At 69.9% G+C, this 21265-nt stretch carries 23 protein-coding genes and 1 pseudogene; 12 read left to right on the forward strand and 12 right to left on the reverse strand.

The window, feature by feature from the left end:
• Positions 1-13: 13 nt before the first annotated feature.
• From yidC to hemA, 6 genes are all read right to left on the reverse strand, one after another.
• Positions 14-1873 (reverse strand): membrane protein insertase YidC, encoded by a 1860-nt coding sequence (yidC, locus tag ABIE45_RS00120; RefSeq protein WP_192711504.1) that lies wholly within the window; start codon positions 1871-1873, stop codon positions 14-16.
• Positions 1863-2468 (reverse strand): ribonuclease P protein component, encoded by a 606-nt coding sequence (rnpA, locus tag ABIE45_RS00125; protein WP_192711505.1) that lies wholly within the window; start codon positions 2466-2468, stop codon positions 1863-1865. The genes yidC and rnpA overlap by 11 nt, the downstream gene beginning before the upstream one ends.
• Before the next feature lie 78 nt (positions 2469-2546).
• Positions 2547-2681 carry a 50S ribosomal protein L34 gene (gene rpmH / locus ABIE45_RS00130; RefSeq protein ID WP_039893469.1) on the reverse strand — a complete coding sequence of 45 codons (135 nt, stop codon included), beginning with the start codon at positions 2679-2681 and terminating at the stop codon, positions 2547-2549.
• A 169-nt stretch (positions 2682-2850) separates the two neighbouring features.
• On the reverse strand, positions 2851-3396 hold the full coding sequence (locus ABIE45_RS00135) for an adenine phosphoribosyltransferase (RefSeq protein ID WP_192711506.1): 546 nt from the start codon (positions 3394-3396) through the stop codon (positions 2851-2853).
• A 229-nt stretch (positions 3397-3625) separates the two neighbouring features.
• Positions 3626-4423 (reverse strand): inositol monophosphatase family protein, encoded by a 798-nt coding sequence (locus tag ABIE45_RS00140; protein ID WP_192711507.1) that lies wholly within the window; start codon positions 4421-4423, stop codon positions 3626-3628.
• Between the two features lie 309 nt (positions 4424-4732).
• Positions 4733-6001, reverse strand: a complete 1269-nt coding sequence (hemA, locus tag ABIE45_RS00145; RefSeq protein ID WP_373622826.1) for a 5-aminolevulinate synthase — start codon at positions 5999-6001, stop codon at positions 4733-4735.
• 342 nt (positions 6002-6343) lie between these two features.
• On the opposite strand from hemA, the gene ABIE45_RS00150 reads away from it, so the two are divergent.
• Complete coding sequence (locus tag ABIE45_RS00150) at positions 6344-6523, forward strand: hypothetical protein (protein WP_373622025.1); 180 nt, start codon at positions 6344-6346, stop codon at positions 6521-6523.
• A gap of 86 nt (positions 6524-6609) precedes the next feature.
• Complete coding sequence (gene murA, locus ABIE45_RS00155; protein WP_192711509.1) at positions 6610-7899, forward strand: UDP-N-acetylglucosamine 1-carboxyvinyltransferase; 1290 nt, start codon at positions 6610-6612, stop codon at positions 7897-7899.
• 148 nt (positions 7900-8047) lie between these two features.
• On the opposite strand, the gene ABIE45_RS00160 is transcribed toward murA, so the two are convergent.
• Positions 8048-8407, reverse strand: a complete 360-nt coding sequence (locus ABIE45_RS00160) for a hypothetical protein (protein ID WP_373622026.1) — start codon at positions 8405-8407, stop codon at positions 8048-8050.
• Between the two features lie 221 nt (positions 8408-8628).
• Here ABIE45_RS00160 and ABIE45_RS00165 point away from each other — a divergent pair, with 221 nt between their 5' ends.
• The 5 genes from ABIE45_RS00165 (at position 8629) to ABIE45_RS00185 (ending at position 11989) form a co-directional block, all read left to right on the forward strand.
• Positions 8629-9078: a DUF2948 family protein gene (locus tag ABIE45_RS00165; RefSeq protein ID WP_192711510.1), complete on the forward strand. Its 450-nt coding sequence runs from the start codon at positions 8629-8631 to the stop codon at positions 9076-9078.
• 20 nt (positions 9079-9098) lie between these two features.
• Positions 9099-10394: a histidinol dehydrogenase gene (gene hisD / locus ABIE45_RS00170; RefSeq protein WP_192711511.1), complete on the forward strand. Its 1296-nt coding sequence runs from the start codon at positions 9099-9101 to the stop codon at positions 10392-10394.
• Positions 10391-10888 (forward strand): UPF0262 family protein, encoded by a 498-nt coding sequence (locus tag ABIE45_RS00175; RefSeq protein ID WP_373622027.1) that lies wholly within the window; start codon positions 10391-10393, stop codon positions 10886-10888. The genes hisD and ABIE45_RS00175 overlap by 4 nt, the downstream gene beginning before the upstream one ends.
• Before the next feature lie 23 nt (positions 10889-10911).
• A complete protein-coding gene (locus ABIE45_RS00180; RefSeq protein ID WP_192711513.1) occupies positions 10912-11382 on the forward strand; it encodes a low molecular weight phosphatase family protein in 471 nt (156 codons plus the stop codon).
• A 163-nt stretch (positions 11383-11545) separates the two neighbouring features.
• Entirely contained in the window at positions 11546-11989 is a 444-nt protein-coding gene (locus ABIE45_RS00185) for a hypothetical protein (RefSeq protein ID WP_192711514.1), read from the forward strand.
• A 65-nt stretch (positions 11990-12054) separates the two neighbouring features.
• Here the strand turns inward: ABIE45_RS00185 and ABIE45_RS00190 are convergent, their stop codons facing one another.
• The 4 genes from ABIE45_RS00190 to ABIE45_RS00205 form a co-directional block, all read right to left on the reverse strand.
• Positions 12055-12291, reverse strand: coding sequence for a hypothetical protein (locus tag ABIE45_RS00190; protein ID WP_192711515.1), 237 nt, complete (start codon positions 12289-12291; stop codon positions 12055-12057).
• Positions 12292-12326: 35 nt separating this feature from the next.
• Positions 12327-12971 carry a methyl-accepting chemotaxis protein gene (locus ABIE45_RS00195; RefSeq protein ID WP_373622828.1) on the reverse strand — a complete coding sequence of 215 codons (645 nt, stop codon included), beginning with the start codon at positions 12969-12971 and terminating at the stop codon, positions 12327-12329.
• Between the two features lie 266 nt (positions 12972-13237).
• Positions 13238-13561 carry a hypothetical protein gene (locus tag ABIE45_RS00200; protein ID WP_192711517.1) on the reverse strand — a complete coding sequence of 108 codons (324 nt, stop codon included), beginning with the start codon at positions 13559-13561 and terminating at the stop codon, positions 13238-13240.
• Positions 13562-13671: 110 nt separating this feature from the next.
• Positions 13672-14358, reverse strand: coding sequence for a transglutaminase-like cysteine peptidase (locus tag ABIE45_RS00205; protein ID WP_373622028.1), 687 nt, complete (start codon positions 14356-14358; stop codon positions 13672-13674).
• Between the two features lie 252 nt (positions 14359-14610).
• Here ABIE45_RS00205 and ABIE45_RS00210 point away from each other — a divergent pair, with 252 nt between their 5' ends.
• The 5 genes and pseudogenes from ABIE45_RS00210 (at position 14611) to ABIE45_RS00230 (ending at position 20409) form a co-directional block, all read left to right on the forward strand.
• The gene (locus ABIE45_RS00210; protein WP_192709952.1) at positions 14611-15195 is read left to right on the forward strand and encodes a c-type cytochrome, methanol metabolism-related; all 585 of its coding nucleotides are present in this window, start codon (positions 14611-14613) and stop codon (positions 15193-15195) included.
• Between the two features lie 155 nt (positions 15196-15350).
• Positions 15351-16571 carry an FIST N-terminal domain-containing protein gene (locus ABIE45_RS00215; protein WP_192709951.1) on the forward strand — a complete coding sequence of 407 codons (1221 nt, stop codon included), beginning with the start codon at positions 15351-15353 and terminating at the stop codon, positions 16569-16571.
• On the forward strand, positions 16568-17914 hold the full coding sequence (locus ABIE45_RS00220; RefSeq protein WP_192709950.1) for a hybrid sensor histidine kinase/response regulator: 1347 nt from the start codon (positions 16568-16570) through the stop codon (positions 17912-17914). The genes ABIE45_RS00215 and ABIE45_RS00220 overlap by 4 nt, the downstream gene beginning before the upstream one ends.
• Before the next feature lie 208 nt (positions 17915-18122).
• A pseudogene (locus tag ABIE45_RS00225) lies at positions 18123-19528 on the forward strand (MFS transporter).
• A gap of 83 nt (positions 19529-19611) precedes the next feature.
• Positions 19612-20409 (forward strand): SDR family oxidoreductase, encoded by a 798-nt coding sequence (locus tag ABIE45_RS00230; RefSeq protein ID WP_192709948.1) that lies wholly within the window; start codon positions 19612-19614, stop codon positions 20407-20409.
• A 289-nt stretch (positions 20410-20698) separates the two neighbouring features.
• On the opposite strand, the gene ABIE45_RS00235 is transcribed toward ABIE45_RS00230, so the two are convergent.
• Positions 20699-21058: an SWIB/MDM2 domain-containing protein gene (locus ABIE45_RS00235; protein ID WP_192709947.1), complete on the reverse strand. Its 360-nt coding sequence runs from the start codon at positions 21056-21058 to the stop codon at positions 20699-20701.
• Positions 21059-21265: the final 207 nt, after the last annotated feature.

Genomic DNA, 21265 nt, shown 5'->3' on the forward strand with positions numbered 1-21265 from the left:
GGTGTCTCGCCCGTCAGCTCTTGGTGGCGGCCGCCTTCGTGCCGTTGCCGCGCCGGAACGTGGTCCGCAGGTTGTCCCACAGCTCCACCTTCACGCCGTTGCGGCGCATGATGACGTATTGCTGGATCACCGACAGGGTGTTGTTCCAGGCCCAGTAGATCACGAGGCCGGCCGGGAACGAGCCGAGCATGAAGGTGAACACGATCGGCATGAAGGTGAAGATCTGCGCCTGGACGGGGTCCGGCGGCGCGGGGTTCATCTTCATCTGCACGAACATGGTCACGCCCATGATCAGCGGCCAGACGCCCAGGTGGACGAAGTCGGGCGCCGGGAAGGGCAGCAGGCCGAACAGGTTGACGATGCTCGTCGGATCCGGCGCCGCGAGGTCGTGGATCCAGCCGAAGAACGGCGCGTGGCGCATCTCGATGGTGATGAACAGCACCTTGTAGAGCGCGAAGAAGACCGGGATCTGGATCAGCACCGGCCAGCAGCCGGCGACCGGATTGATCTTCTCCTTCTTGTAGAGCTCCATCGTGGCCTGCTGCGCCTTCAGGCGGTCATCCTTGTAGCGCTCGCGGATGGCGGCCATCTCGGGCTGCACGGCCTTCATCTTGGCCATGGAGACGTAAGACCGGTTCGCGATCGGCAGGAACAGGAGCTTCAGGCAGAAGGTCACCACCAGGATCGAGACGCCGAAATTGCCGAACAGGTGGTAGAAGAAGTCCAGCGCCCGGAACATCGGCTTGGTGATGAAGAAGAACCAGCCCCAGTCGATCATCAGATCGAAGTGCTTGATGCCGAGGTCCTTCTCGTAGTTGTTGATCAGGTTGACTTCCTTGGCGCCCGCGAACAGCCGCTGCGTCGCGGTCGCCGAGGCGCCCGCCGCCAGGTTCACGGCGTCGCCGCGCACGCTCGCCTGGTAGACGTTGGTGGTGCCGTCGGTCCGGTCGGTGAAGGCGCCGGTATAGGGCGTATCCTGATCGGGGATCGCGGCCGCCGCCCAGTACTTGTCGGTGATGCCCACGAAGCCGCCGTTCACGCCGGTCCAGGCCCGGCCCTTGGTGTTGGCGCCGCCATAGGCGCCCTCCTTGGCGAGCTTGTCGTAGGTGAATTCCTGGAGGCCGTCGTTGCCGAGGTAGCCGATCATGCCCTCGTGTAGGACGTAGTAGCCCTGGGTGTGCGGCTTACCCCAGCGGGAGACGAGGCTGTACGGGTAGAGCGTGATCGCTCCCGAACCCTTGTTCTCGACCTCGTCGCGGACCGTGAACATGAACTTGTCGTCGACGGCGAAGATCCGCTTGAACACGAGGCCGGCGCCGTTGTCCCAGGTCAGGGTCACGGGCATGCCGGGCGAGAGCGTCTTGCCGTCGCTGGTCCAGAGCGTGTCGTTGTTGGGCAGCGGCCCGGCATTGGCGCCGACCCAGCCGAACTCGGCATAGTAGGGCGTCTCGCTGCCGGCCGGCGAGAACAGCACGATCTCGGGGCTCTTGGGATCGACGGTCTCGTGGTAGTTCTTGAGCGACACGTCGTCGACGCGGCCGCCCTTCAGGGCGATCGAGCCGGAGAGCGCCGGGGTCTCGATCCGGATGCGCGGCGAGCGGGCGAGCGCCGCCTCGCGGGAGACCGGGCCTCCCTGCGCGGTCGGCAGGGTGCCGGGCGCGGGTGCGGCCGGGCCGCCCTCCTTCGGCGACGGCGAGGGCACGCCGTCCGGGGTCACGCCCGGGGGCTGCTGCTGTTGCTGCGCGGCCTTGTTCTGCGCCTCGATCAGCCGCTGCTGCTCCATGCGCGGGCCGGCCACGAAGTACTGCCACCCGAGCAGCACCAGCAGCGACAGGCCGATGGCCACGAACATGTTCGTCTTGTCATTGCCCATCAGGGACACCGCCGCACGCGTTCGGAGTGGCATCAGGACCGGCGCCGGCCCCGGGGGACCTGTGCGCGCCGGTGATTCGGGGATCTCTGTCGCACCGCTGCGACGGGCCGATGTCGGCTTCTCCGCGCGGCACGGCCTGCGCGGAGGCGCGGTCCGCATCGCGCGGGAGAGATGCTGTCTGAGGTGTGGTCTTGGACCGCCGGCCGCCAGAGCGATGGGGGGACCGATCGCCGCGGGGCGCCGCCGGGCGGGTCACGGCCGGGATCGCGCGCCGCAGGTCCTCGGCCAGGGCCTCGAAGGAGGCGTCCAGCGCGGGGCGCCGGGCGATCAGCACGATGTCGGCCGGCAGGCCAGCGAGCTCGCCCGGCAGTTCGGCCGCGACCAGCCCGACGGCCGCGCGCAGGCGGCGCCGGATGCGGTTGCGCTCCGTCGCGTGGCCGACACGCTTCGTGATGGTGAAGCCGAGACGGAGGCCGGGGCAGGCCTCTGGGTTCCGGAGGTGCCCCTGCGCGGTCATGCGCTCGGTGTGGAAGCGACGCCCCTCGGCTGCCGCCAGGAAGTCGGGTCGTTTCTTGAGCCGCTCGATCGTCGCCATCGATGGTTCGATCCCGGCCGATACCACTTGCCTCGTGGCGCGAGGCCTGACGGCGGCCGCGCCCGCGAGGATCCGGCTTCAGGCCGACAGCTTCTTGCGGCCGTGGGCGCGGCGACGCGCGATCACCTTGCGGCCGCCGGCGGTGGCCATGCGCGCACGGAAGCCGTGACGGCGCTTACGGACGAGCTTGCTCGGCTGGTAGGTTCTCTTCATGGCTCAGAGCCTTCAAAGGTCGAGGCGCGCTCGCGGGCGGCTGACGCCGCACCCGACCTTCACGCGTCCTTGGTTGTCTGCAAACACGAAGGGCGCCCATGCGGGGCGCCACGTCGCGAGTGGCGGGCTTATGGCGGATGGACCCCGCGAAGTCAACGTTTCGCCGGTCTCAATGGCCCTCGAACTGCATCAGGGCGCGCACCTCGACACCCATGTCGCGCAGGCGCTGCGCCCCGCCGATCTCGGGCAGGTCGATGACGAAGCAGGCGGCCACGATCTCGGCCCCGATCTTCTGGAGCAGGTTCACGGCCGCGGTCGCGGTGCCCCCGGTGGCGATCAGGTCGTCGACCAGCAGCACCTTGTCGCCGGGCCTGACCGCGTCGACGTGGATCTCGACCTCGTCGGTGCCGTATTCGAGGGCGTAGGCCATCGACACGGTCTTGTGCGGGAGCTTGCCCTTCTTGCGGATCGGCACGAAGCCGCAGGAGAGTTGGTGGGCGATGGCCCCGCCCAGGATGAAGCCCCGCGCCTCGATGCCAGCCACCTGATGGATCTGGCCGCCGGCATAGGGATGCACCAGCGCGTCCACCGCCCGCCGGAAGGCGCGCGGGTCGCTGAGCAGCGTGGTGATGTCGCGGAAGATGATCCCGGGCTTCGGGTAGTCGGGAATCGAGCGGACCGATTCCTTCAGCGCGACGTGGCGGCGGGCTTCCATGCGTTCGGCCTTCCGTGGAGACGAGCGGGCTTAAAGCAGAAGGTTGCGGTGCTGACCAGTTGGTGGCGGCGTGGCGGCCGACTCAGGCTGCGGGCGGCATAGGCGGCGCCGTCATTCCGGGCCGCCGCAGGCGAGCCCGGAATCCAGAAACACCGACGGCGCAGGATGTGTCGCTGTCGCGGCTCTGGATCCTGGGCTCCGCTGCGCGGCCCCGAGATGACAGGGCGGCTCAGGCCGCCTGGACCTTCTTGAGGATGGCGACGAGCTCCCGGTGCAGCCCCTCGTTGCCAGCGGCGACCGACCGAGGCGCCAGCGGCTCGGCCGCGCCGTCCGCCGAGCTCACGAAGCCGCCCGCCTCGCGCACCAGGATCACGCCGGCGGCGAAATCGTAGGTCTGGAGGTCGCGCTCCCAGTAGGCGTCGAGGCGCCCGCAGGCGACGTAGGCCATGTCGAGGGCCGCCGAACCCATCCGGCGCGTGCCGCCGGCCACCGCCATCACGGCGCCGAGTTCGCGCAGGAGGCGCGGATGGCTGCCGCGGCCGAGATAGGGCGTGCCGTACCCGACCAGCGCGTCGGCCATGTCCTGGCGTCCGGAGACGCGCAGGCGCCGGTTGTTGAGGTAGGCGCCCTTGCCGCGCTCGGCGACGAACAGCTCGTCCTTGATCGGGTCGAAGATCACGCCGGCCACGATCTGGCCCTCGCGCTCCAGGCCGACCGAGACCGCGAAATGCGGCACGCCGTGCAGGAAGTTCGAGGTTCCATCGAGGGGATCGACGTGCCAGGTGTGGCTCTTGTCGGTGCCCTCGATGATCCCGTTCTCCTCGAGCACGAGGCTGTAGCCCGGACGCGCCTTCATCAGGGCGTCGCGCAGCACCTCCTCGGCCTTGCGGTCGGCCGCGGAGACGAAGTCGCCCGGACCTTTGCGCGAGACCTGCAGGTTCTCGACCTCGCCGTAGTCGCGGCGCAGGCCGCGCGCAGCCTTGCGCACGGCATCGACCATGACGGTCATGAGGGGTGAGGAGATCATCTTTTCGAGACTTTTCGCGAGGACGGGTTGGCGCAGTCGTTACAGGCCGGCGCCGAAAAAGACGAGATGGGGACGGGGGATGGGCTGGGTGCCAGCCTGAACGAGCCCTACCGGCTGACCGGCGAGGCCCGGGTCCCCTCTTCCGGGCGGGGGGGGGACAGGATGAGGTATCAGGCCTCGCCGGAAGAAACGCGCCCTTCAGCGCGCGTCGAGAGCCTGCCCCATTCTGAAGCTGATCATCCCTCACCCCAACCCTCTCCCGCACGGGAAAGGGAGTAGGTCGCGCTCTGTCAGCTGCGTCGAAAACGTCTACTCCGCCGCCTCGACGAACACCGTCCCGGCCCGCGGCAGGTCCAGCGCCTCCCAGGTTTCCGTCAACGCCGCGGCCAGGTGCGCGATGTGCTCCGCGTCGTGGAACGGCGACGGCGTGATCCGCAGACGCTCGGTGCCGCGCGGCACCGTCGGGTAGTTGATCGGCTGGATGTAGATGGCGTGGTGCTCCAGCAGGTGGTCGGCCGCCGCCTTGCACAGCTCGGCGTCGCCGACCATCACCGGCACGATGTGGGTCTCGGTCTCCAGGACCGGCAGGCCCGCCGCGCTCAGGGCCAGCTTGGTGGCCGCCGCCTGGCGCTGATGCGCCTCCCGCTCGGCGCTCGAGCGCTTGAGATACCGCACCGACGCCCGGGCCGCAGCCGCCACGGCAGGCGGAAGGGCCGTCGTGAAGATGAAGCCGGGCGCGAAGCTGCGCACCGCGTCGCAGATCGCCGCCGAGGCGGTGATGTAGCCGCCGACGCAGCCGAATCCCTTGGCCAGCGTCCCCTCGATCACGTCGACCCGGTGCATCACGCCGTCGCGCTCGGCGATGCCACCGCCGCGCGGGCCGTAGAGGCCGACGGCGTGAACCTCGTCGAGGTAGGTCATCGCTCCGTAGCGGTCGGCCAGGTCGCAGATCTTGCCGATCGGCGCCACGTCGCCGTCCATCGAGTAGACCGACTCGAACACGATCAGCTTCGGCCGGTCGCCGGCCTCCTGAAGCAGCTCCTCGAGGTGCTGGAGATCGTTGTGGCGGAAGATCTTCTTCGCGCAGCCGGAATGGCGCACGCCCTCGATCATCGAGTTGTGGTTGAAGGCGTCCGAGAGGATCAGGCAGTCGGGGATCAGCTTGGCGATCGTCGAGATGCCGGCCTGATTCGACACGTAGCCCGAGGTGAAGACGAGGCCTGCCTCCTTGCCGTGCAGGTCGGCGAGTTCGCGCTCGAGATCGACGAGGGGCGAGTTGTTGCCGGCGATGTTGCGGGTGCCGCCGGCCCCGACGCCGCAGCGCGCGGCGGTGTCGGTCATGGCAGCCACGACCTCCTTGTGCTGCCCCATGCCGAGATAGTCGTTGGAGCACCACACGGTGATCTCGGTGGTCTTGCCTTCGGGCTGGCGCCACTTCGCGGTCGGAAACCGCCCGGAGATCCGCTCGATGTCGGCGAAGACGCGGTAGCGGCGCTCGCCGTGCAGCTGATCCAGGGCACCGCGGAAGTAGCGCTCGTAGCCAGAACCCGCGCGCGTCGATCCCGCTGAGGCGAGCATCGTGCTGGGCATCCGGGTCACGGTCATCGAGCGTCCTTCGCGTGTTCGGCCGCGCGGGCGGCGCCGTCGAGCGCCCGGGTCCCGCGATCAAGGTCCGGCCTCGGTCAGTCCTTCGCGTGAGGGGCGCAAGATACGCGCGGATCTGGAACTGGTTCAAGGTAAGGTTCGGGCATCGCTGCGTTGCATCCGTTGAGAGGCCGGCGCGAACCCGCTAGCGTCCCCAAGGATCGTCCGGTCCGAACTTGGCTCCAGCGCCCTGTAACAGCCCATGGCACCACCCGCAGATCGCTCGTCCGGCCGGGATGTGCCCGCCCCAACCTTGCGGCGACCAAGGGTCGCGCCATGACCGACCCGAACGTCGAGCGCGCGGAACGGCTCAAGGCAGCGCTTCGCCAGAACCTGCGCCGCCGCAAGGCCCAGGGCCGCGGCCGGGCGGAGGCGAGTCCGGCTCCGGATGCGGACCAGTCCTGCGCGCGCAAGCCTGACGGAAGCGGTCCTGATTCCGACAAATCCGGTCTATAGGGCACGGCTAAGCCTGGGCGCTTCCGCGCCCGCGAGCAGTACGGCCGGCCGCGCGCCAGTAAGGGTGCGTCGCCCGAGGACACACGATGGACCGCATCCACATCACCGGCGGCGTGCCGCTCAACGGCATCATCCCGATCTCGGGCGCCAAGAATGCGGCGCTGCCGCTGATGATCGCCAGCCTGCTCACCGGCGAGACGCTGGAGCTGATCAACGTGCCGCGGCTCGCCGATATCGCCGCGTTGACGCGGATCCTCGGCAACCACGGTGTGGACCACATGGTCGTCGGCAAGCGGCCCGGCCAGACCACCGAGACCGGCCAGACCGTCCGGCTCACCGCCTCGAACGTCATCGACACCACCGCGCCGTACGAGCTGGTCTCGACCATGCGGGCGAGCTTCTGGGTGATTGCGCCGCTGCTCGCCCGCTTCGGCGAGGCCAAGGTGTCGCTGCCCGGCGGCTGCGCCATCGGCACGCGGCCCGTGGACCTGCTGATCATGGCCCTGGAGAGACTCGGCGCCGAGATCGAGATCGATGCCGGATACGTGGTCGCCCGGACCAAGAACGGCCTGCGCGGGGCTGGGATCGACTTCCCGAAAGTCACGGTCGGCGGCACCCACGTGGCGCTGATGGCGGCGTCGCTGGCCTACGGCACCACGGTGATCGAGAACGCCGCCCGCGAGCCGGAAGTGGTCGACCTCGCCGAGTGCCTGAACAAGATGGGCGCCAAGATCCGCGGCGCTGGAACCCCGCGCATCGAGATCGAGGGCGTGGCCCGGCTGGGCGGCGCCCGCCACGAGGTCCTGCCCGACCGGATCGAGACCGGCACCTACGCGATGGCCGTGGCCATGGCCGGCGGCGACGTGGTCCTGAAGGACACGCGGGCCGACCTGCTGCACTCCGCGCTCGACGTCCTGTCGACCACCGGGGCCGAGATCAGTCAGGTCGAGGGTGGGATCCGGGTGCGCCGCAACGGCGCCGGCATCGCGGCGGTCGACATCACCACCGACCCGTTCCCAGGCTTCCCCACCGACCTGCAGGCGCAGTTCATGGCGCTGATGACGCTGGCCAAGGGTCAGTCGCACATCCGCGAGACGATCTTCGAGAACCGGTTCATGCACGTGCAGGAGCTGGCCCGCCTCGGTGCGAAGATCCGGCTCGAGGGCGACCTCGCCATCGTCGAGGGCGTGGAGCGGCTGAAGGGCGCGCCCGTGATGGCCACCGACCTGCGCGCCTCGGTCTCCCTGGTCATCGCGGGCCTCGCCGCCGAGGGCGAGACCCAGATCAACCGGGTCTACCATCTCGACCGCGGCTTCGAGGCCCTGGAGGCCAAGCTGGGCCGCTGCGGGGCGCTGATCGAGCGCGTACGGGCCTGAGCCCAGGGACACGGCCGACCGGCCGTCTTCGCGATCCGGGCTGCGCGACGCCTCTCGACGTCGCGCACCCCCAGGGTCCCACGTCGTTACCCGCGTGATGACGGAGCGAAGCCCGTCCACCGCAGGCGTCTTTCGGCAAGCGCGCCCGTCAGTCGCCGATCTGCCCGCACTTGTAGCCGAAGCCCGGGATCTCGCAGCCGCACGGCGCATTGGGTGGCGCTGGCGCCGTCACGCAGGTTCCGCGGGCGGTCACGCAGACGCTGTCGCGCCACAGCGGCCGCTCGTCGCGATAGCGCCCGCGATAGCGCGGCCCGTCGTCATCCGGCGGAGGTGGAGGCGGGCGCCGCGGCCAGTCATACGCGTCGTCCGGAGGCGGCGGCCGGCGACCCCACCGCGGCGGAGGCTCGTCGAACCGGTCCGGGTCGGGACGGCCGAACACGTAGGGCCGCGCGTCCGGGCCGACCTGCGCCGCGGCAGGACCTCCGGCCGCCATCCCCAGCGTCAGCACGATCAGCCCCGCCTGCGTGATGGCGCTTGCCCATCCCCGATCCTGCCTCGACGCGTTGGAGAGGCAATGTTACGCGGCCGCGCTGGGCCGAACCTGGGCCGGATCCGGATCGCCAAGCGGCTCAGGCCGTTGCCCGAACGGGAGCGTGCCGCTACCTACGCCCTGCCGCGGGCCGCTCCCGTCTGATCCGATCCGCGCTGACGTTTCCCGAGGACACCTTCATGGAGCTGCTCAGGCTCGCCGCCCTCGACGCCGAGGACCTGACCGTGATCTCCGCGCACCTCCAGGACGCGATCCTGCGCCCGGAGGATCTGACCTATCTGGCCGGCGAGCACCGGTTCCTGATGGTCGCGCGGCGCTTCGACTGGACGCCGGACGTCCCGCCGAGGCGGCGCCTCGCCGGCGTCCATTTCGAGCGCGTCCTCACCGTGAAGACGCGCGGCCTGACACCTGGCGACGCGACGCCGATGAGCCTGCTGGCCCTGACCTTCACGCCCACGAACGCCCCCTCGGGCCACGTCGATCTGGTCTTCTCCGGCGGTGCGGCGGTGCGGCTGGAGGTCGAATGCATCGAGGTCCGGATGAAGGATCTGGGCCCGGTCTGGGAAGCGGCGACCCGTCCCGGCCACGACATCGACACGCGGGATACGGCCGCCGGCACGGCGGCCTGACGAGAGACAGAAGGCATCCGATGGTCCGGCTCGACAGCAGCGATCCGCAATTCACCGCCGATTTCGCGCGCCTGCTCACGGTCAAGCGGGAGATCGCCGAGGACGTGGACGAGGCCGTGCGCGGCATCATCGGGGATGTCGTCGCCCGGGGCGACACGGCCCTGGTCGAATTCACGCGGCGGTTCGACCGCCTCGGCGCGGGGTTTTCCGCGGAGAACCTCCGGGTGACCGACGCGGAGATCACCGCGGCGGTCGCGGCCTGTCCGGCCGAATCCCTGGACGCCCTGCGCCTCGCCGCCGATCGGATCGAGAGCTTCCACCGGGCGCAGCGCCCGACGGACCACCGCGCCACGGACGCCCTTGGGGTCACAGCCGGCTGGCGCTGGACGGCCCTGGAATCGGTCGGCCTCTACGTACCGGGCGGCACCGCGAGCTATCCGTCCTCCGTGCTGATGAACGCGCTCCCGGCCCGGGTCGCCGGCGTGCCGCGCCTCGTCATGGTGGTGCCGACCCCGGACGGCCAGATGAACCCGCTGGTCCTGGCCGCCGCGCAGCTCGCGGGCGTGCACGAGGTCTACCGGGTCGGCGGCGCCCAGGCGGTGGCGGCGCTGGCCTACGGCACCGCGACCATCGCGCCGGTCGCCAAGATCGTCGGGCCCGGCAACGCCTGGGTGGCGGCGGCCAAGCGCCGTGTCTTCGGCCAGGTCGGCATCGACATGATTGCCGGCCCGTCCGAGGTGCTGATCCTGGCCGACGGCCACGCCAACCCGGACTGGATCGCCGCCGACCTGCTTGCGCAGGCCGAGCACGACGTGGCCGCGCAGGCGATCCTGATCACCGACAGCGCCGAACTCGCCGGCGCCGTCGAGGCCGCCGTCGAGCGCGCGCTGACCACCCTGCCCCGCCAGGAGATCGCCCGGGCGAGCTGGCGCGATTACGGCGCGATCATCCGGGTCCGGACCTTCGACGAGGCCGTGCCGCTGGTGGACCGCCTCGCCCCGGAGCACTTGGAGATCGAGACGCAGGATGCCGAGGCGCTGGCCGCCAAGGTGCGCAATGCCGGGGCGATCTTCCTCGGCTCGCACACGCCGGAGGCGATCGGCGACTATGTCGGCGGCCCCAACCACGTCCTGCCGACGGCCCGCTCGGCCCGGTTCTCCTCCGGGCTCGGGGTCCTCGACTTCATGAAGCGGACCACGATTCTCGCCTGCACGCCGGAGAGCTTGCGGGCGCTCGGCCCGGCAGCGATAAACCTCGGCCGGTCGGAGGGCCTTGAGGGGCATGCCCGCTCCGTCGCGATCCGGCTGAACCTGTGAGGTTTTGGGGATGGCGGAGAAGCAGCGCGGGCCGGAACCGCCTCGCGAAGGTGAGCCTGGACGAGGCGTCGATCGCCCGCGGCAACCCGGATCAGGAGCATGAGCGGGCGATCGCGCTGTTCGACATCCTGGAGGACAATTCCTTCACCATCCCCGGCCGGGAGGGCCCCTATGCGCTGACGCTCGGCCTCGTCGAGAACAAGCTGTCCTTCGCGATCAGCACGGTGGATGGCGAGCCGGTGATGACGCACCTCCTGTCGCTGACGCCGTTCCGGCGGGTGATCCGCGACTACGAGATGATCTGCGAGAGCTACTACAACGCGATCCGCACCGCCTCGCCGTCGCAGATCGAGGCGATCGACATGGGTCGGCGGGGCCTGCACAACGAGGCGTCCGACACGCTCAAGCAGCGCCTCGACGGCAAGGTCGACCTCGACCACGATACGGCGCGCCGCCTGTTCACCCTGATCTTCGCCCTGCACTGGAAGGGCTAGGGTGCCGTTCGGCCCTGCGCGCGATGGCTGAGCCCCTCCCCGAGACCACACCGAAGAAGCAACGGGTCCAGTCCGTCCTGTTCATGTGCAACTACAACGCCGTGCGCTCGGTGGCGGCGGAGGCGATCGCGCGCGCCTATTTCGGCAAGTCGACCTACGTGCAATCGGCGGGCGTGCGCTCCGGCGAGCCCACGGACCCGTTCATGATCGCCGCTCTCGACGAGATTGGGATCGATGCGAGCCGGCATCGCCCGCGCACCATCGAGGAGTTGGAGGATTGGGAGGGTCTGAACTTCGACCTGATCATCACCCTCGCTCCGGAGGCGCATCACCGCGCCCTCGCCCTGACGCACACGCTCGCCGCTGATGTCGAGTATTGGCCGACCCCGGATCCGACGCTGGTGCAGGACGCCTCCCGCGAGCAGCGCCTCGACGCCTATCGGGACGTCCGCGACGGGCTCACCCGGCGGATCAAGGCCCGGTTGAAGCCGTAGCGGGACGGGATCGCGGCGCGCGGCCGGGGCAGGCCGAGCGCACGGTCTCGCAAAGCGCGGCTCATTTTGTCATGTACCCAGATTTCGGCCTTGCCTGGCAAGTGATCGACGGCAGCCTTCATGATGTAAAGTTCCTCCGCGGCTCGATCCGGAGGAGAACGTCATGAATAAAACGATCCTGTTCGTCGCGGTTGCCACGAACTACGCTGGACTGACACACCAAAGTCTGGCGCAATGGCGTCCCACAGGTGGACTACTTGACGTCATGCTGACGAATCAATGCGCGATGACGGGCGGAGAAGTCGCGTCCGCGAGACCGGACGGCATCTTCTACTGTCCCTCGCGGGCCGCCGCCGTCGATGCCCAGGTCGCCGATGCCAGTCATTTCTATTTCGTCCAGGCATACGGATCGCTCGCCATCCATACCACATCCAAGAAGCTGGCCGATTGCTGGGCCGCCCACGCGCTCGCGACGACGCCAAATGGCCCGCATTACGTCAAGCAGTGGATCAAGCACTGGCGGATCTACGGGACCCCGGACCCGATCTACGGCGCACGCGAACAGCGGATCTCGAACGTACGCAGCTGTTGTGCTTGCGGGGCGTAGGCCGGAACGCGGCCGGCCGCCCTGGCGAGGCCTGCATCGGCGCCGAATGACGCAGGCGGGACCGCTCAAGCCGCCCAGACGGTGGCGAAGAACCTGTCCATCTCGGTCTTGAGCGCGTCGGCGTGCTGCGACAGGTCCGACGCGGCAGCGAGCACGTGCGCCGCCGCAATGCCGGTCTGCGCGGCAGCCTGCGCCACGGTCGTGATCGTGACGGTGACCGCGCGGGTGCCTGCCGTCGCGTCCGCAACATGGCAGACGATGTCCCGCGTTGCGGTGCCCTGCCCCGCTACCGAAGCCGCCACGGATTCCGCTATCCCGGCGATCTCACGGATCCGGCTCAGGATCGCGCTAATCGCACCGACCGCATCGCCGGTGACACGCTGGATCCGGCCGATCTGCCCGGCGATATCCTCCGTGCCGCCGTCGTCTGCCCGGCGAGCGCCTTCACCTCGGCGGCCACCACCGCGAAGCCGCGCCCGGCGGCGCCGGGACGAGCGGCCTCGATCGCGGCGTTCAGCGCCAGCGGGTTCGTCTGCTCGGCGAGCGCGGCGATCAGCCGGACCACGGTGCCGATCGCTTCCGCCGCCTCGTGCAGCTCCGTCACCAGGGCCGGGGTCTGATCGGCCTCGGCGACGGCCAGCTGGGCCATGTCGGATGAGGCGCTGACCTGGCGGCGGATCTCCTGGTCGAGCCTTCGAGTTCCCCGGTCGCGGCCGCGAATGTGGTGATGTTGGCCTCGGCCTGCCCGGCGGCGACCCAGTTGGAGTCCCGAGCTGTCCCCTGGGCCGTATCGGCCATCTGCCGCGCGGTCGCCTGAAGCGTAGCGGCCGCGGATGCGACCCGGGCGATGATCCCGGCGACGGCGCGCTCGAAGCGTTCGGCCATCTCCTGGGTGCCCGCCCGGCGCCGCGCCTCCGCCGACCGGCGCGCCTCGGCGGACTCGTCTTCCAGCAACCGGGCACAGAACACATCTATCTGAAATCTATAGATTTTTTCGCCGGGCGATTTTTCAAATCCGCCCCTGGACAATCCGAGCCGACGCGGAGGGCTCGGCAGATCTGACGCGCGATCGTCGGGCGCATCCGCACATCCGAGGTCGGGATTCCGCGGGTTGACGGTTGCGGGCCGGTCGTCCTCGCAACGACGCATGCGCCTGGCAGCGTGGCGGGAAAGGCAGGGTTTCGGCTCGCCCGGCCGGGGGTCATCGCGCGACGGACACGGTCCCGGGCCCATCACCGGGTCGGGGACCTATCCGCGGCCGCCGATCAACCAGGCGCGGAAGCGGCTGGCAAGCATTGGCCGGGCGCGAACCACGTCGTCGTCGGCGAGGAGCGGCGAGCCCGCCAGGGCCGACAGATACGCGTCCTCGGTGTCCCGACAGGCCCGAAAGGCCGCGTCGGCGGCCAGTTCCCGCTCGGTGAGCACGGCCTGGATCTCGAAGTTGCGGTTGAGGCAGTCGCGCCAGAGGTCGTGCCGCATCGCGGCGTCGCCGCTCGCCCGTGCCGTACCGCAGCCGACGACCAGCAGCGCCGCGAGAGACAGGACCGGCGACAGGTGGCGGGCTGGCAGCATCGATCAGGCACTCCGTCCCCGGACAGAATGCCACCGACAGGGTTAGCAACCGGTTAAGATATCGGCTCGGAGGCGAGAGGCACCCGCGGGCGGCGCCCGACGCGGCAGCCTCAGCGATTGGCGGTTGTGACGGGCGAGGTGACGCCGCCGAGCGACACCCAGGCGACGGCGTCCTGGCTCTCGCGCTTGATGAACACGTAGCCGGTCCGGTGCCAGGGCAGGATCGCGTTGGTCTTGTTGTCCAAGACGAGGTCGCCCCGGTCGGTGACCAGCGTCAGCACCGCGTGGCCCTCACCCTTCTCGTCGATCACCACGGTCATGCGCATTGCCCGCCGCGGCAGGCCCGCCTCGGCCAGGAGGTGGCGCTTGAGCAGCTGGAAGTCTTCGCAATCGCCGATGCCGTCCTCGGCCAGGTCCCAGCGGTCGGCCACGTGCAGGTGGTCCTGGTCGGTCATCGGCTCGACCGCCTTGTTCACCCGACGGTTCACCGACACGATCGTCGCCCAGGTCGCCGGCGTCAGGCTGATCCGCGACGGCTCGGTCCGGTCCACCGCGCATTCCGCCGCGTAGCTCTGGCAGAACGTCACCCACGCGGCGATCGGACGAGCATCACCCTGCACCTTGGCACCGGCCTCGGACGGCAGGCTCGCCAGCGTCTGCGCCGCCGCAGGGAGCGCGAGCCCGGCCAGGCCGAGGACCGAGAGGGCCAGGCCGAAGACCGCGCGGCGAGGGCCGGAGAGCCGACGCGATGCGGAGCCGGAGACCAGTCCCTGCACCTTGGAAACCGCGAACCGCATCGCCGTGACCCAACCGTTAAGCTCTCGTTAACGAAAGCTCTCACGCCGGCGGGCCGGCGGCAATCCGCCGATTAACAAAAGGTTAATGCTGTGCGCAACGCGGATAATGCAAGACGGCCACATCGTTGTGATCGCGGGTTCGCCGCCTGCGCGAAAACGTGAATGAACACCGAGACCTTCCTGATCGGCGAAGGTCGTTATCCCCGCGCCGCATCCCCGAGAAACAGCCTGTGTGCGGCAGGAGGAAATCTCATGCGGTGCGCAGCAAGCAGGGTTACCGGGATCGTCCTGGCCGGACTCGCAGCAGGTGCTCTCGGTCCGGTCGCGGCCTTCGCGGCCCCGACCACGCCGCCCGCGGCGTCCGGCGGGACGAGCGCCGCCGACCTGAAGAGCGACGGTCCGACACAGCCGGCCAAGGTCCAGGACGGCCAGTACACCGACAAGAACGGCGACCCGACCTACCACGTCACCGACAACGGCAAGAAAGTCGACTGGTACACGATGTCCGGCTACCTCCGGTACAACGCCAATTGCATCGTCTGCCACGGGCCGGACGGGATGGGCTCGACCTACGCGCCGTCGCTGGTCGATGCCCTCAAGGGCATGGACTACGCGCACTTCGCCGGGATCATCGTCGGCGGCAAGAAGGACGTGAACGCCTCGCAGGAGCTGGTCATGCCGGCCTTCGGGGATAACCGGAACGTCATGTGCTACATGCCCGACATCTACACGTATCTGCGTGCCCGCTCCGACGGCGCGCTGGGCCGCAACCGTCCCCCCGAGCACGAGCCCAAGCCGGCGGCCTTCGAGAAGGCCGAGGATGCCTGCATGAAGTGACGGTCCAAATGAACCTGACGGGGCGGTCCTGACCGACTGAACCTGAGCGCGCATCGAGCCGCAAAGTTGCGCGGTTCGGTTGCGCACGACATACTCCGCGCAAGACGCTGAAGAGCGGGCGCCAAGCTCGCCGAGGGGGTCGCAGGGGGTGGAAAGTGGCTCAGGGATCGGGGGTTCGCCGCCATCTGTGCGGCATCTGCACGGCCTGGACGGAGGCGGCCTCGGCCACCGACGCGGTCGGGGACGTGGCCCGGGCCGTCGGCGATTCCGCCCTGTCGCAGATCGTGGTGTTCTTCTCCGCCGATTACGATGCCGAGATGCTGGCCCGCGAGCTGGAGACCCGGTTTCCCGGCGTTCCAGTGGCCGGCTGCTCGATGTCGGGCGGCATCGCGCCGGCCGGCGGTCTAGACCGCGGCCTCGTCGCCATCGCGTTTCCAGCCGAACGCTTCCGCATCGTCTCGACGGTGCTGGATGCCATCGACCATCTCGACGTCGAGCGGACCGCGTCCGCGGTCCGCTCGCTGCGCCGGACGCTCGATCCGTCGGAGCGCTGCCGCGAGGGTGACCCGGCCGCGGCCGGGCGGCGCTTCGCGCTCTCGCTGATCGACGGCCTCACCAATGCCGAGGAGACCGTGGTCTCGGCCATCGCCTGGGCGCTCGACGGGATCCCGATCGTCGGCGGCTCGGCCGGCGACGACCTGCGCTTCCGGGACGCGGTCCTGCTCCACGGCGGCAAGATCCACCGCAAGGCGGCGGTCCTGGTGCTGGTCGAGACGGATTTCTCGGTGGAGATCTTCAAGAGCGACAATTTCGAGCCGACGCGGACCAAGTTCGTGGTCACGGCGTCGGACGGCGAGCGGCGCACCGTGCACGAGCTGAATGCCGAGCCGGCGGCGCGCGAATACGCGATGGCGATCGGCCTCGATCCCGAAGGCCTGTCACCGATGAGCTTCGCCGCCTACCCGCTCGCCGTGAAGGTCGGGGGCGAGTATTTCTGCCGGTCGATCCGCCGGATGAACGAGGACGGCTCGCTGAGCTTCTTCTGCGCCGTCGACGAGGGCGTCGTGCTGACGCTGGCCGAGCCGCGCGACATCGTCGCCTCGACGCGGGCGGAGCTGACCCGGCTCGACGCGGCGCTCGGCGGGGTCGACCTGATCATCGGCTTCGAATGCGTGCTGCGCCGCCTCGACGCCGAGAGCCGCCAGGTGCGCCACGGCATCACCGACCTCTACCGCCGCTACAACGTCGTCGGCTTCGAGACCTTCGGCGAGCAGTACCGGGCGATGCACCTGAACCAGACCTTCACGGGCATCGCCATCGGCAAGAGCCTGGCCGTGGCGGAACCCGGCGACGCCCTGCCCCCGGTGGCCTCGTGACCGTCCATGCCGGCGGGCTCGAGACCGACGCGTCCCTGCACCGGCGGATCGAGAAGCTCGAGCGCATCAACGCCGCGCTGATGTCCCATGTCGAGCGAACCATGGACCAGCGGGGCAGCGCCTACTCGCTGTTCCAGACCGCCATCATGCTGGAAGGCCGGGTCCGCACCCGGACCGAGGAGCTCACCGGGCTGATGCACCGGCTGGAGCGCTCCAACGCGGCGCTGGGCGCCGCCAAGGAGGAGGCCGAGACCGCGAACCGGTCCAAGACCCGCTTCCTCGCAGCGGCGAGCCACGACCTGCTGCAGCCCGTGAACGCCGCCCGCCTGTCGATCTCGGCGCTGGCCGACCTCGACGTGCCGCCGGAGGCGCGCACCATCGCCGGCCAGGTGGAGCGCGGGCTCCAGACGATCGAGGACCTGATCAAGACACTCCTGGACATCTCCAAGCTCGATGCAGGCATCGTCCGGCCGCAGCTGCAGCCGGTGTTCCTGCCCGACCTGCTGGCCGAGCTGGCGGAGAGCTTCAAGCCGTTCGCGGAGCGCAAGGGCCTGCGGCTCTCGGTGCGCTGCCCGGACCTGACCGTCACGAGCGACGTGGTCCTGCTGCAGCGCATCCTTCAGAATCTGGTCTCGAACGCGGTCCGGTACACGAGCGCGGGCGGCATCGTCCTGGCCGCGCGGCGGCGCGCCGGCGGCGTCCGGGTGGAGGTGACCGATACCGGCTGCGGGATCAGCGCCGAGGAACGCGACCTCGTCTTCGACGAGTTCTTCCGCGGCGGCGCGCGCACCGCCACCGGGGAGGAGCCGGGGCTGGGCCTCGGCCTGTCGATCGTCCGGCGCATGGCCCAGGCGCTGGACCATCCGCTGAGCCTCGCCTCCCGGCCCGGCCACGGCACCCGCGTCGCGCTGTCCCTGCCCCTGAGCGCAGTCCCGGCCGCCGCCGCGCCGCCCGCTCCCGTGGCGACCCGGCTGTCGGGGGCGCATGTCCTGGTGGTCGAGAACGACGCCTCCACGGCCGACGCCCTCGCGCGCCTGCTCCAGAACTGGGACGCGCGGGTCTCGACCTTCCGCGATCTCGCCGGCGTTCAAGCGGCCGTCGAGGCCGGGGCAGCGGCGCCGGACATCCTCGTGCTCGATTACCACCTCGACGACGGCGCGTGCGGGCTCGAAGTCGCCGCCTTCCTGCGGGTCGGGCGTGCCGATCCGCTCCCGGTCATCGTGACGACCGCGGATCATACCGAGGACGTCGAGGCGCGGGTCGTGGCGGCGGGGGCCGAGCTCGTGCGCAAGCCGATCAAGCCGGCGCAGCTCCGTTCGCTGCTGACCTACATGCTCGCCTGAGCGGCGCCCCGGGCCGCACATGGACGCGCCGATCGGCCGCCCGAGGCGAACAAACCCGCCCGCGCCGTGACATACAACACACCGCGCCCCTCGACGGGCCGCCGGCGCTGCGCGACAGGAAGCCAGTCTTCGTGGCGCGACCGCGCCCGGATTTTTCCCAACGATCGACGTCACGGCCGTCCGGGACGCCGCAGGAGCGCGCGCGATCATGGCGCAGGTCCCGCCCGGTTCAGGCGCCGCCGCACAGGGCAGCAGCACCGACGGCCTGCCGCCGCGGGAGCGCGTCCTCGCCATGGCGGCGGTCGGGCTCGCCATGACCATGGCGGTGCTCGACGGCGCCATCGTCAACGTCGCCCTGCCGGTCATGGCCAAGGACCTCGCGGTAAAGCCGGCCGACGCGATCTTCGTCGTCAACGCCTACCAGATCGCCGTCACCGCGAGTCTGCTGCCGCTCGCCTCCCTCGGCGACATCTTCGGCTTCCGGAAGGTCTACCTGCCGGGCCTCGCGATCTTCGTGTGGCCGCATCGCTTGCCTGCGCGGTCGCGCCGAGCCTGCCGCTGCTGATCGCGGCCCGGATCGTCCAGGGTCTCGGCGCCGCGGCGATCATGAGCGTCAATATCGGCTTCGTGCGCTTCATCTACCCGCACCGGATGATCGGCCAGGGCGTCGCCAACGTCGCGCTGGTGGTCGCCGTGGCCTCGGCCGCGGGCCCGACCGTGGCGGCCGCGATCCTGTCGGTGGCGACTTGGCCCTGGCTGTTCCTGGTCAACATCCCGGTCGGCCTGCTGGCGCTGGCGGTGGCCTCGCGCACCCTGCCGGTGACGCCGGCGAGCGGACGGCCCTTCGATCTCGTGAGCGCGATCCTCAACGCGCTGACCTTCGGCCTCCTGATCATCGGCATCGACGGCCTCGGGGACCCGGAGGGCCAGCGGATCGCTGTCGCGGAACTGGCGGGCGCCCTCGTGATCGGTGCGGTGTTCGTGCGGCGCCAGATCCGGCTGCCCGCACCGCTCCTGCCGGTCGACCTCCTGCGGATCCCCGCCTTCGCCCTGTCGATGGCGACCTCGGTGGCCTCGTTCTGCGCCCAGATGGTCTCCTACGTGGCGCTGCCCTTCTACTTCCAGGACGTGCTGCACCTCTCCAGCACCCAGACCGGCTTCCTGCTGACGCCCTGGCCGATCGCGGTCGCCGCCATGGCGCCGGTCTCCGGGCGGCTCGCCGACCGCTATCCGCCCGGGATCCTCGGCGGGATCGGGCTGGCCATGATGGCCGCCGGCCTCGTCTGCATGACGCTGCTGCCCGCCGCGCCCGCCACCCTCGACATCGTCTGGCGCCTCACCCTGTGCGGCCTCGGATTCGGCCTCTTCCAGTCGCCGAACAACAAGGTGATCGTGACCTCGGCCCCCCGAGAGCGGGCGGGCGGGGCGAGCGGGATGCAATCGACCGCGCGCCTCACCGGCCAGTCGCTCGGCGCCGCCCTCGTGGCGGTGATCTTCGGCCTGACCCACGGGCTCGGGGCCGATCGGGCGGTGAGCCTCTCCCTGTCCTGCGCGGTGGCGCTCGCCGTGATCGGCGGCTGCGCCAGCGTCCTGCGGCGGAGCCGGAGCGGCTAGACGGCTCCGGCATGCCACCGACCGGGCGGGCCTGCGTTGACGCCCAAGTTCAGTCGCTCGATCGTCACGTGCTGGAGTATCCCATGGATCTCGATCTTACAGGCCGGAAGGCCCTCGTCACCGGCTCGACCGCCGGCATCGGCTACGCCATCGCCAAGGAGCTGTGCGACCTCGGCGCCGAAGTCGGCCTCAACGGCCGCACGCCCGAGCGGGTCGAGGCGGCCCTCGCCAAGTTGCGGGGCGAGGCGAGGGCCGGCCGCGCCTTCGCGGCGGCGGGCGACGTGTCGACAGACGCGGGCGTCGCCGCGCTGGTGCGGGATCTGCCGACCGTCGACATCCTGGTCAACAACACCGGGATCTTCGAGCCGAAGCCGTTCTTCGAAATCCCCGACGCGGACTGGCAGCGCTTCTTCGACGTCAACGTGATGAGCGGCGTGCGCCTCTCACGGGCCTACACGCCGGGCATGGCGGAGCGGGGCTGGGGCCGGGTGATCTTCATCTCCAGCGAGTCCGGCATCAACACGCCGACCGAGATGGTCCATTACGGGATGACCAAGACGGCACAGCTCGCGGTCTCGCGCGGCCTCGCCCAGACGGTCGCGGGCAGCGGCGTCACCGTGAACAGCGTCCTGCCCGGACCGACGCTGTCGGAGGGCGTCGCGGAATTCATGACTCAGATGGCCGGCGGACAAGCCGATGCCGACCTGGAGGCCATGGGCCGCAAGTTCGTCGCCGAGCATCGCCCCACCTCCCTGATCCAGCGCCTCGCGCGGGTGGAGGAGGTGGCCAACCTCGTCGCCTATCTCTGCAGCCCGGCGGCGAGCGCCACGACCGGCGCCGCCCTGCGGGTGGATGGCGGTGTCCTCCAGGGCCTCGCCTAGAGCGGCTTCGGATCACGGGACAGGCGTGAAGGGCCGCAGTTCCCGTGCGGGCGACAGAAGGCGCATCGCGCGATCGTCCTCGGCCGCCCGCGCAATCCGCTTCGCTGTATGAAGGCGTCGCAGCCGCTTTCACCCCGTCATTCCGGGGCGCCGCAGGCGAGCCCGGAATGACGGCGGCTCACCGTGCGCTGGGCATCCTCGTGACGGGCGGCTGCCGCACGCAAACGAAGCGACGAAACTCCTAGAGCCGTCGGCCCGGTGAAGGGCCGGGCTTGGCTCTAGGGTAAGATCAGGCCTTCAGGTGCGCCGCGAGATGCTTGTTCATCTCGAACATCGAACACTTGTCCTTGCCGAAGACCTTCTTGAGCTTATCGTCGGCGACGATCTCGCGCTTGTTCTCGGGGTTCTGAAGGTTGTTCTTCTTGATGTAATCCCAAACCTTGCTGACCACCTCGCCGCGCGGCAGCGGGCTGGTGCCGACGATGGCGCCGAGCTCGGCCGAAGGCTTCAGCGGCTGCTGCAGGGCATTCGGCTTGGTGCTGGCGGACTTAGTCGCAGCGGGCTTCGCAGCCTTGGCCGGAGCGGCCTTCTCTGCAGTCTTGGTGGTCTTGGCTGCCTTCGGCGCAGCCTTCTCGGTCTTTGTGGCCATAAAATTCCTCCGGTTCTCGGGCCGCAGGCCGGGGCATGATCGCCCCACGGCCGAGCCAGCATAGCAGCAACTAAGCGGTGCCGCTGCCGTTCCAAGGGGAAATCGCCTTCGCGCCCCCCTCATCCACAAGGCAGGCGCCAGAATCCACGCCGGAGCGGCCGGATTGGCGCGAGCGGGAAGATTATTCACCGAATTCACGCCGATGAA

This window comes from Methylobacterium sp. OAE515 (assembly GCF_041806315.1).
Lineage (GTDB): Bacteria > Pseudomonadota > Alphaproteobacteria > Rhizobiales > Beijerinckiaceae > Methylobacterium > Methylobacterium tardum.

Excerpts from the sequence above, each read along its gene's own strand:
- yidC (WP_192711504.1), bottom strand. The coding sequence starts at position 1,873 with ATGGGCAATGACAAGACGAACATGTTCGTGGCCATCGGCCTGTCGCTG.
- rnpA (WP_192711505.1), bottom strand. The coding sequence starts at position 2,468 with ATGGCGACGATCGAGCGGCTCAAGAAACGACCCGACTTCCTGGCGGCA.
- rpmH (WP_039893469.1), bottom strand. The coding sequence starts at position 2,681 with ATGAAGAGAACCTACCAGCCGAGCAAGCTCGTCCGTAAGCGCCGTCAC.
- ABIE45_RS00135 (WP_192711506.1), bottom strand. The coding sequence starts at position 3,396 with ATGGAAGCCCGCCGCCACGTCGCGCTGAAGGAATCGGTCCGCTCGATT.
- ABIE45_RS00140 (WP_192711507.1), bottom strand. The coding sequence starts at position 4,423 with ATGATCTCCTCACCCCTCATGACCGTCATGGTCGATGCCGTGCGCAAG.
- hemA (WP_373622826.1), bottom strand. The coding sequence starts at position 6,001 with ATGCTCGCCTCAGCGGGATCGACGCGCGCGGGTTCTGGCTACGAGCGC.
- ABIE45_RS00150 (WP_373622025.1), top strand. The coding sequence starts at position 6,344 with ATGACCGACCCGAACGTCGAGCGCGCGGAACGGCTCAAGGCAGCGCTT.
- murA (WP_192711509.1), top strand. The coding sequence starts at position 6,610 with ATGGACCGCATCCACATCACCGGCGGCGTGCCGCTCAACGGCATCATC.
- ABIE45_RS00165 (WP_192711510.1), top strand. The coding sequence starts at position 8,629 with ATGGAGCTGCTCAGGCTCGCCGCCCTCGACGCCGAGGACCTGACCGTG.
- hisD (WP_192711511.1), top strand. The coding sequence starts at position 9,099 with ATGGTCCGGCTCGACAGCAGCGATCCGCAATTCACCGCCGATTTCGCG.
- ABIE45_RS00180 (WP_192711513.1), top strand. The coding sequence starts at position 10,912 with ATGGCTGAGCCCCTCCCCGAGACCACACCGAAGAAGCAACGGGTCCAG.
- ABIE45_RS00185 (WP_192711514.1), top strand. The coding sequence starts at position 11,546 with ATGAATAAAACGATCCTGTTCGTCGCGGTTGCCACGAACTACGCTGGA.
- ABIE45_RS00200 (WP_192711517.1), bottom strand. The coding sequence starts at position 13,561 with ATGCTGCCAGCCCGCCACCTGTCGCCGGTCCTGTCTCTCGCGGCGCTG.
- ABIE45_RS00205 (WP_373622028.1), bottom strand. The coding sequence starts at position 14,358 with ATGCGGTTCGCGGTTTCCAAGGTGCAGGGACTGGTCTCCGGCTCCGCA.
- ABIE45_RS00210 (WP_192709952.1), top strand. The coding sequence starts at position 14,611 with ATGCGGTGCGCAGCAAGCAGGGTTACCGGGATCGTCCTGGCCGGACTC.
- ABIE45_RS00230 (WP_192709948.1), top strand. The coding sequence starts at position 19,612 with ATGGATCTCGATCTTACAGGCCGGAAGGCCCTCGTCACCGGCTCGACC.
- ABIE45_RS00235 (WP_192709947.1), bottom strand. The coding sequence starts at position 21,058 with ATGGCCACAAAGACCGAGAAGGCTGCGCCGAAGGCAGCCAAGACCACC.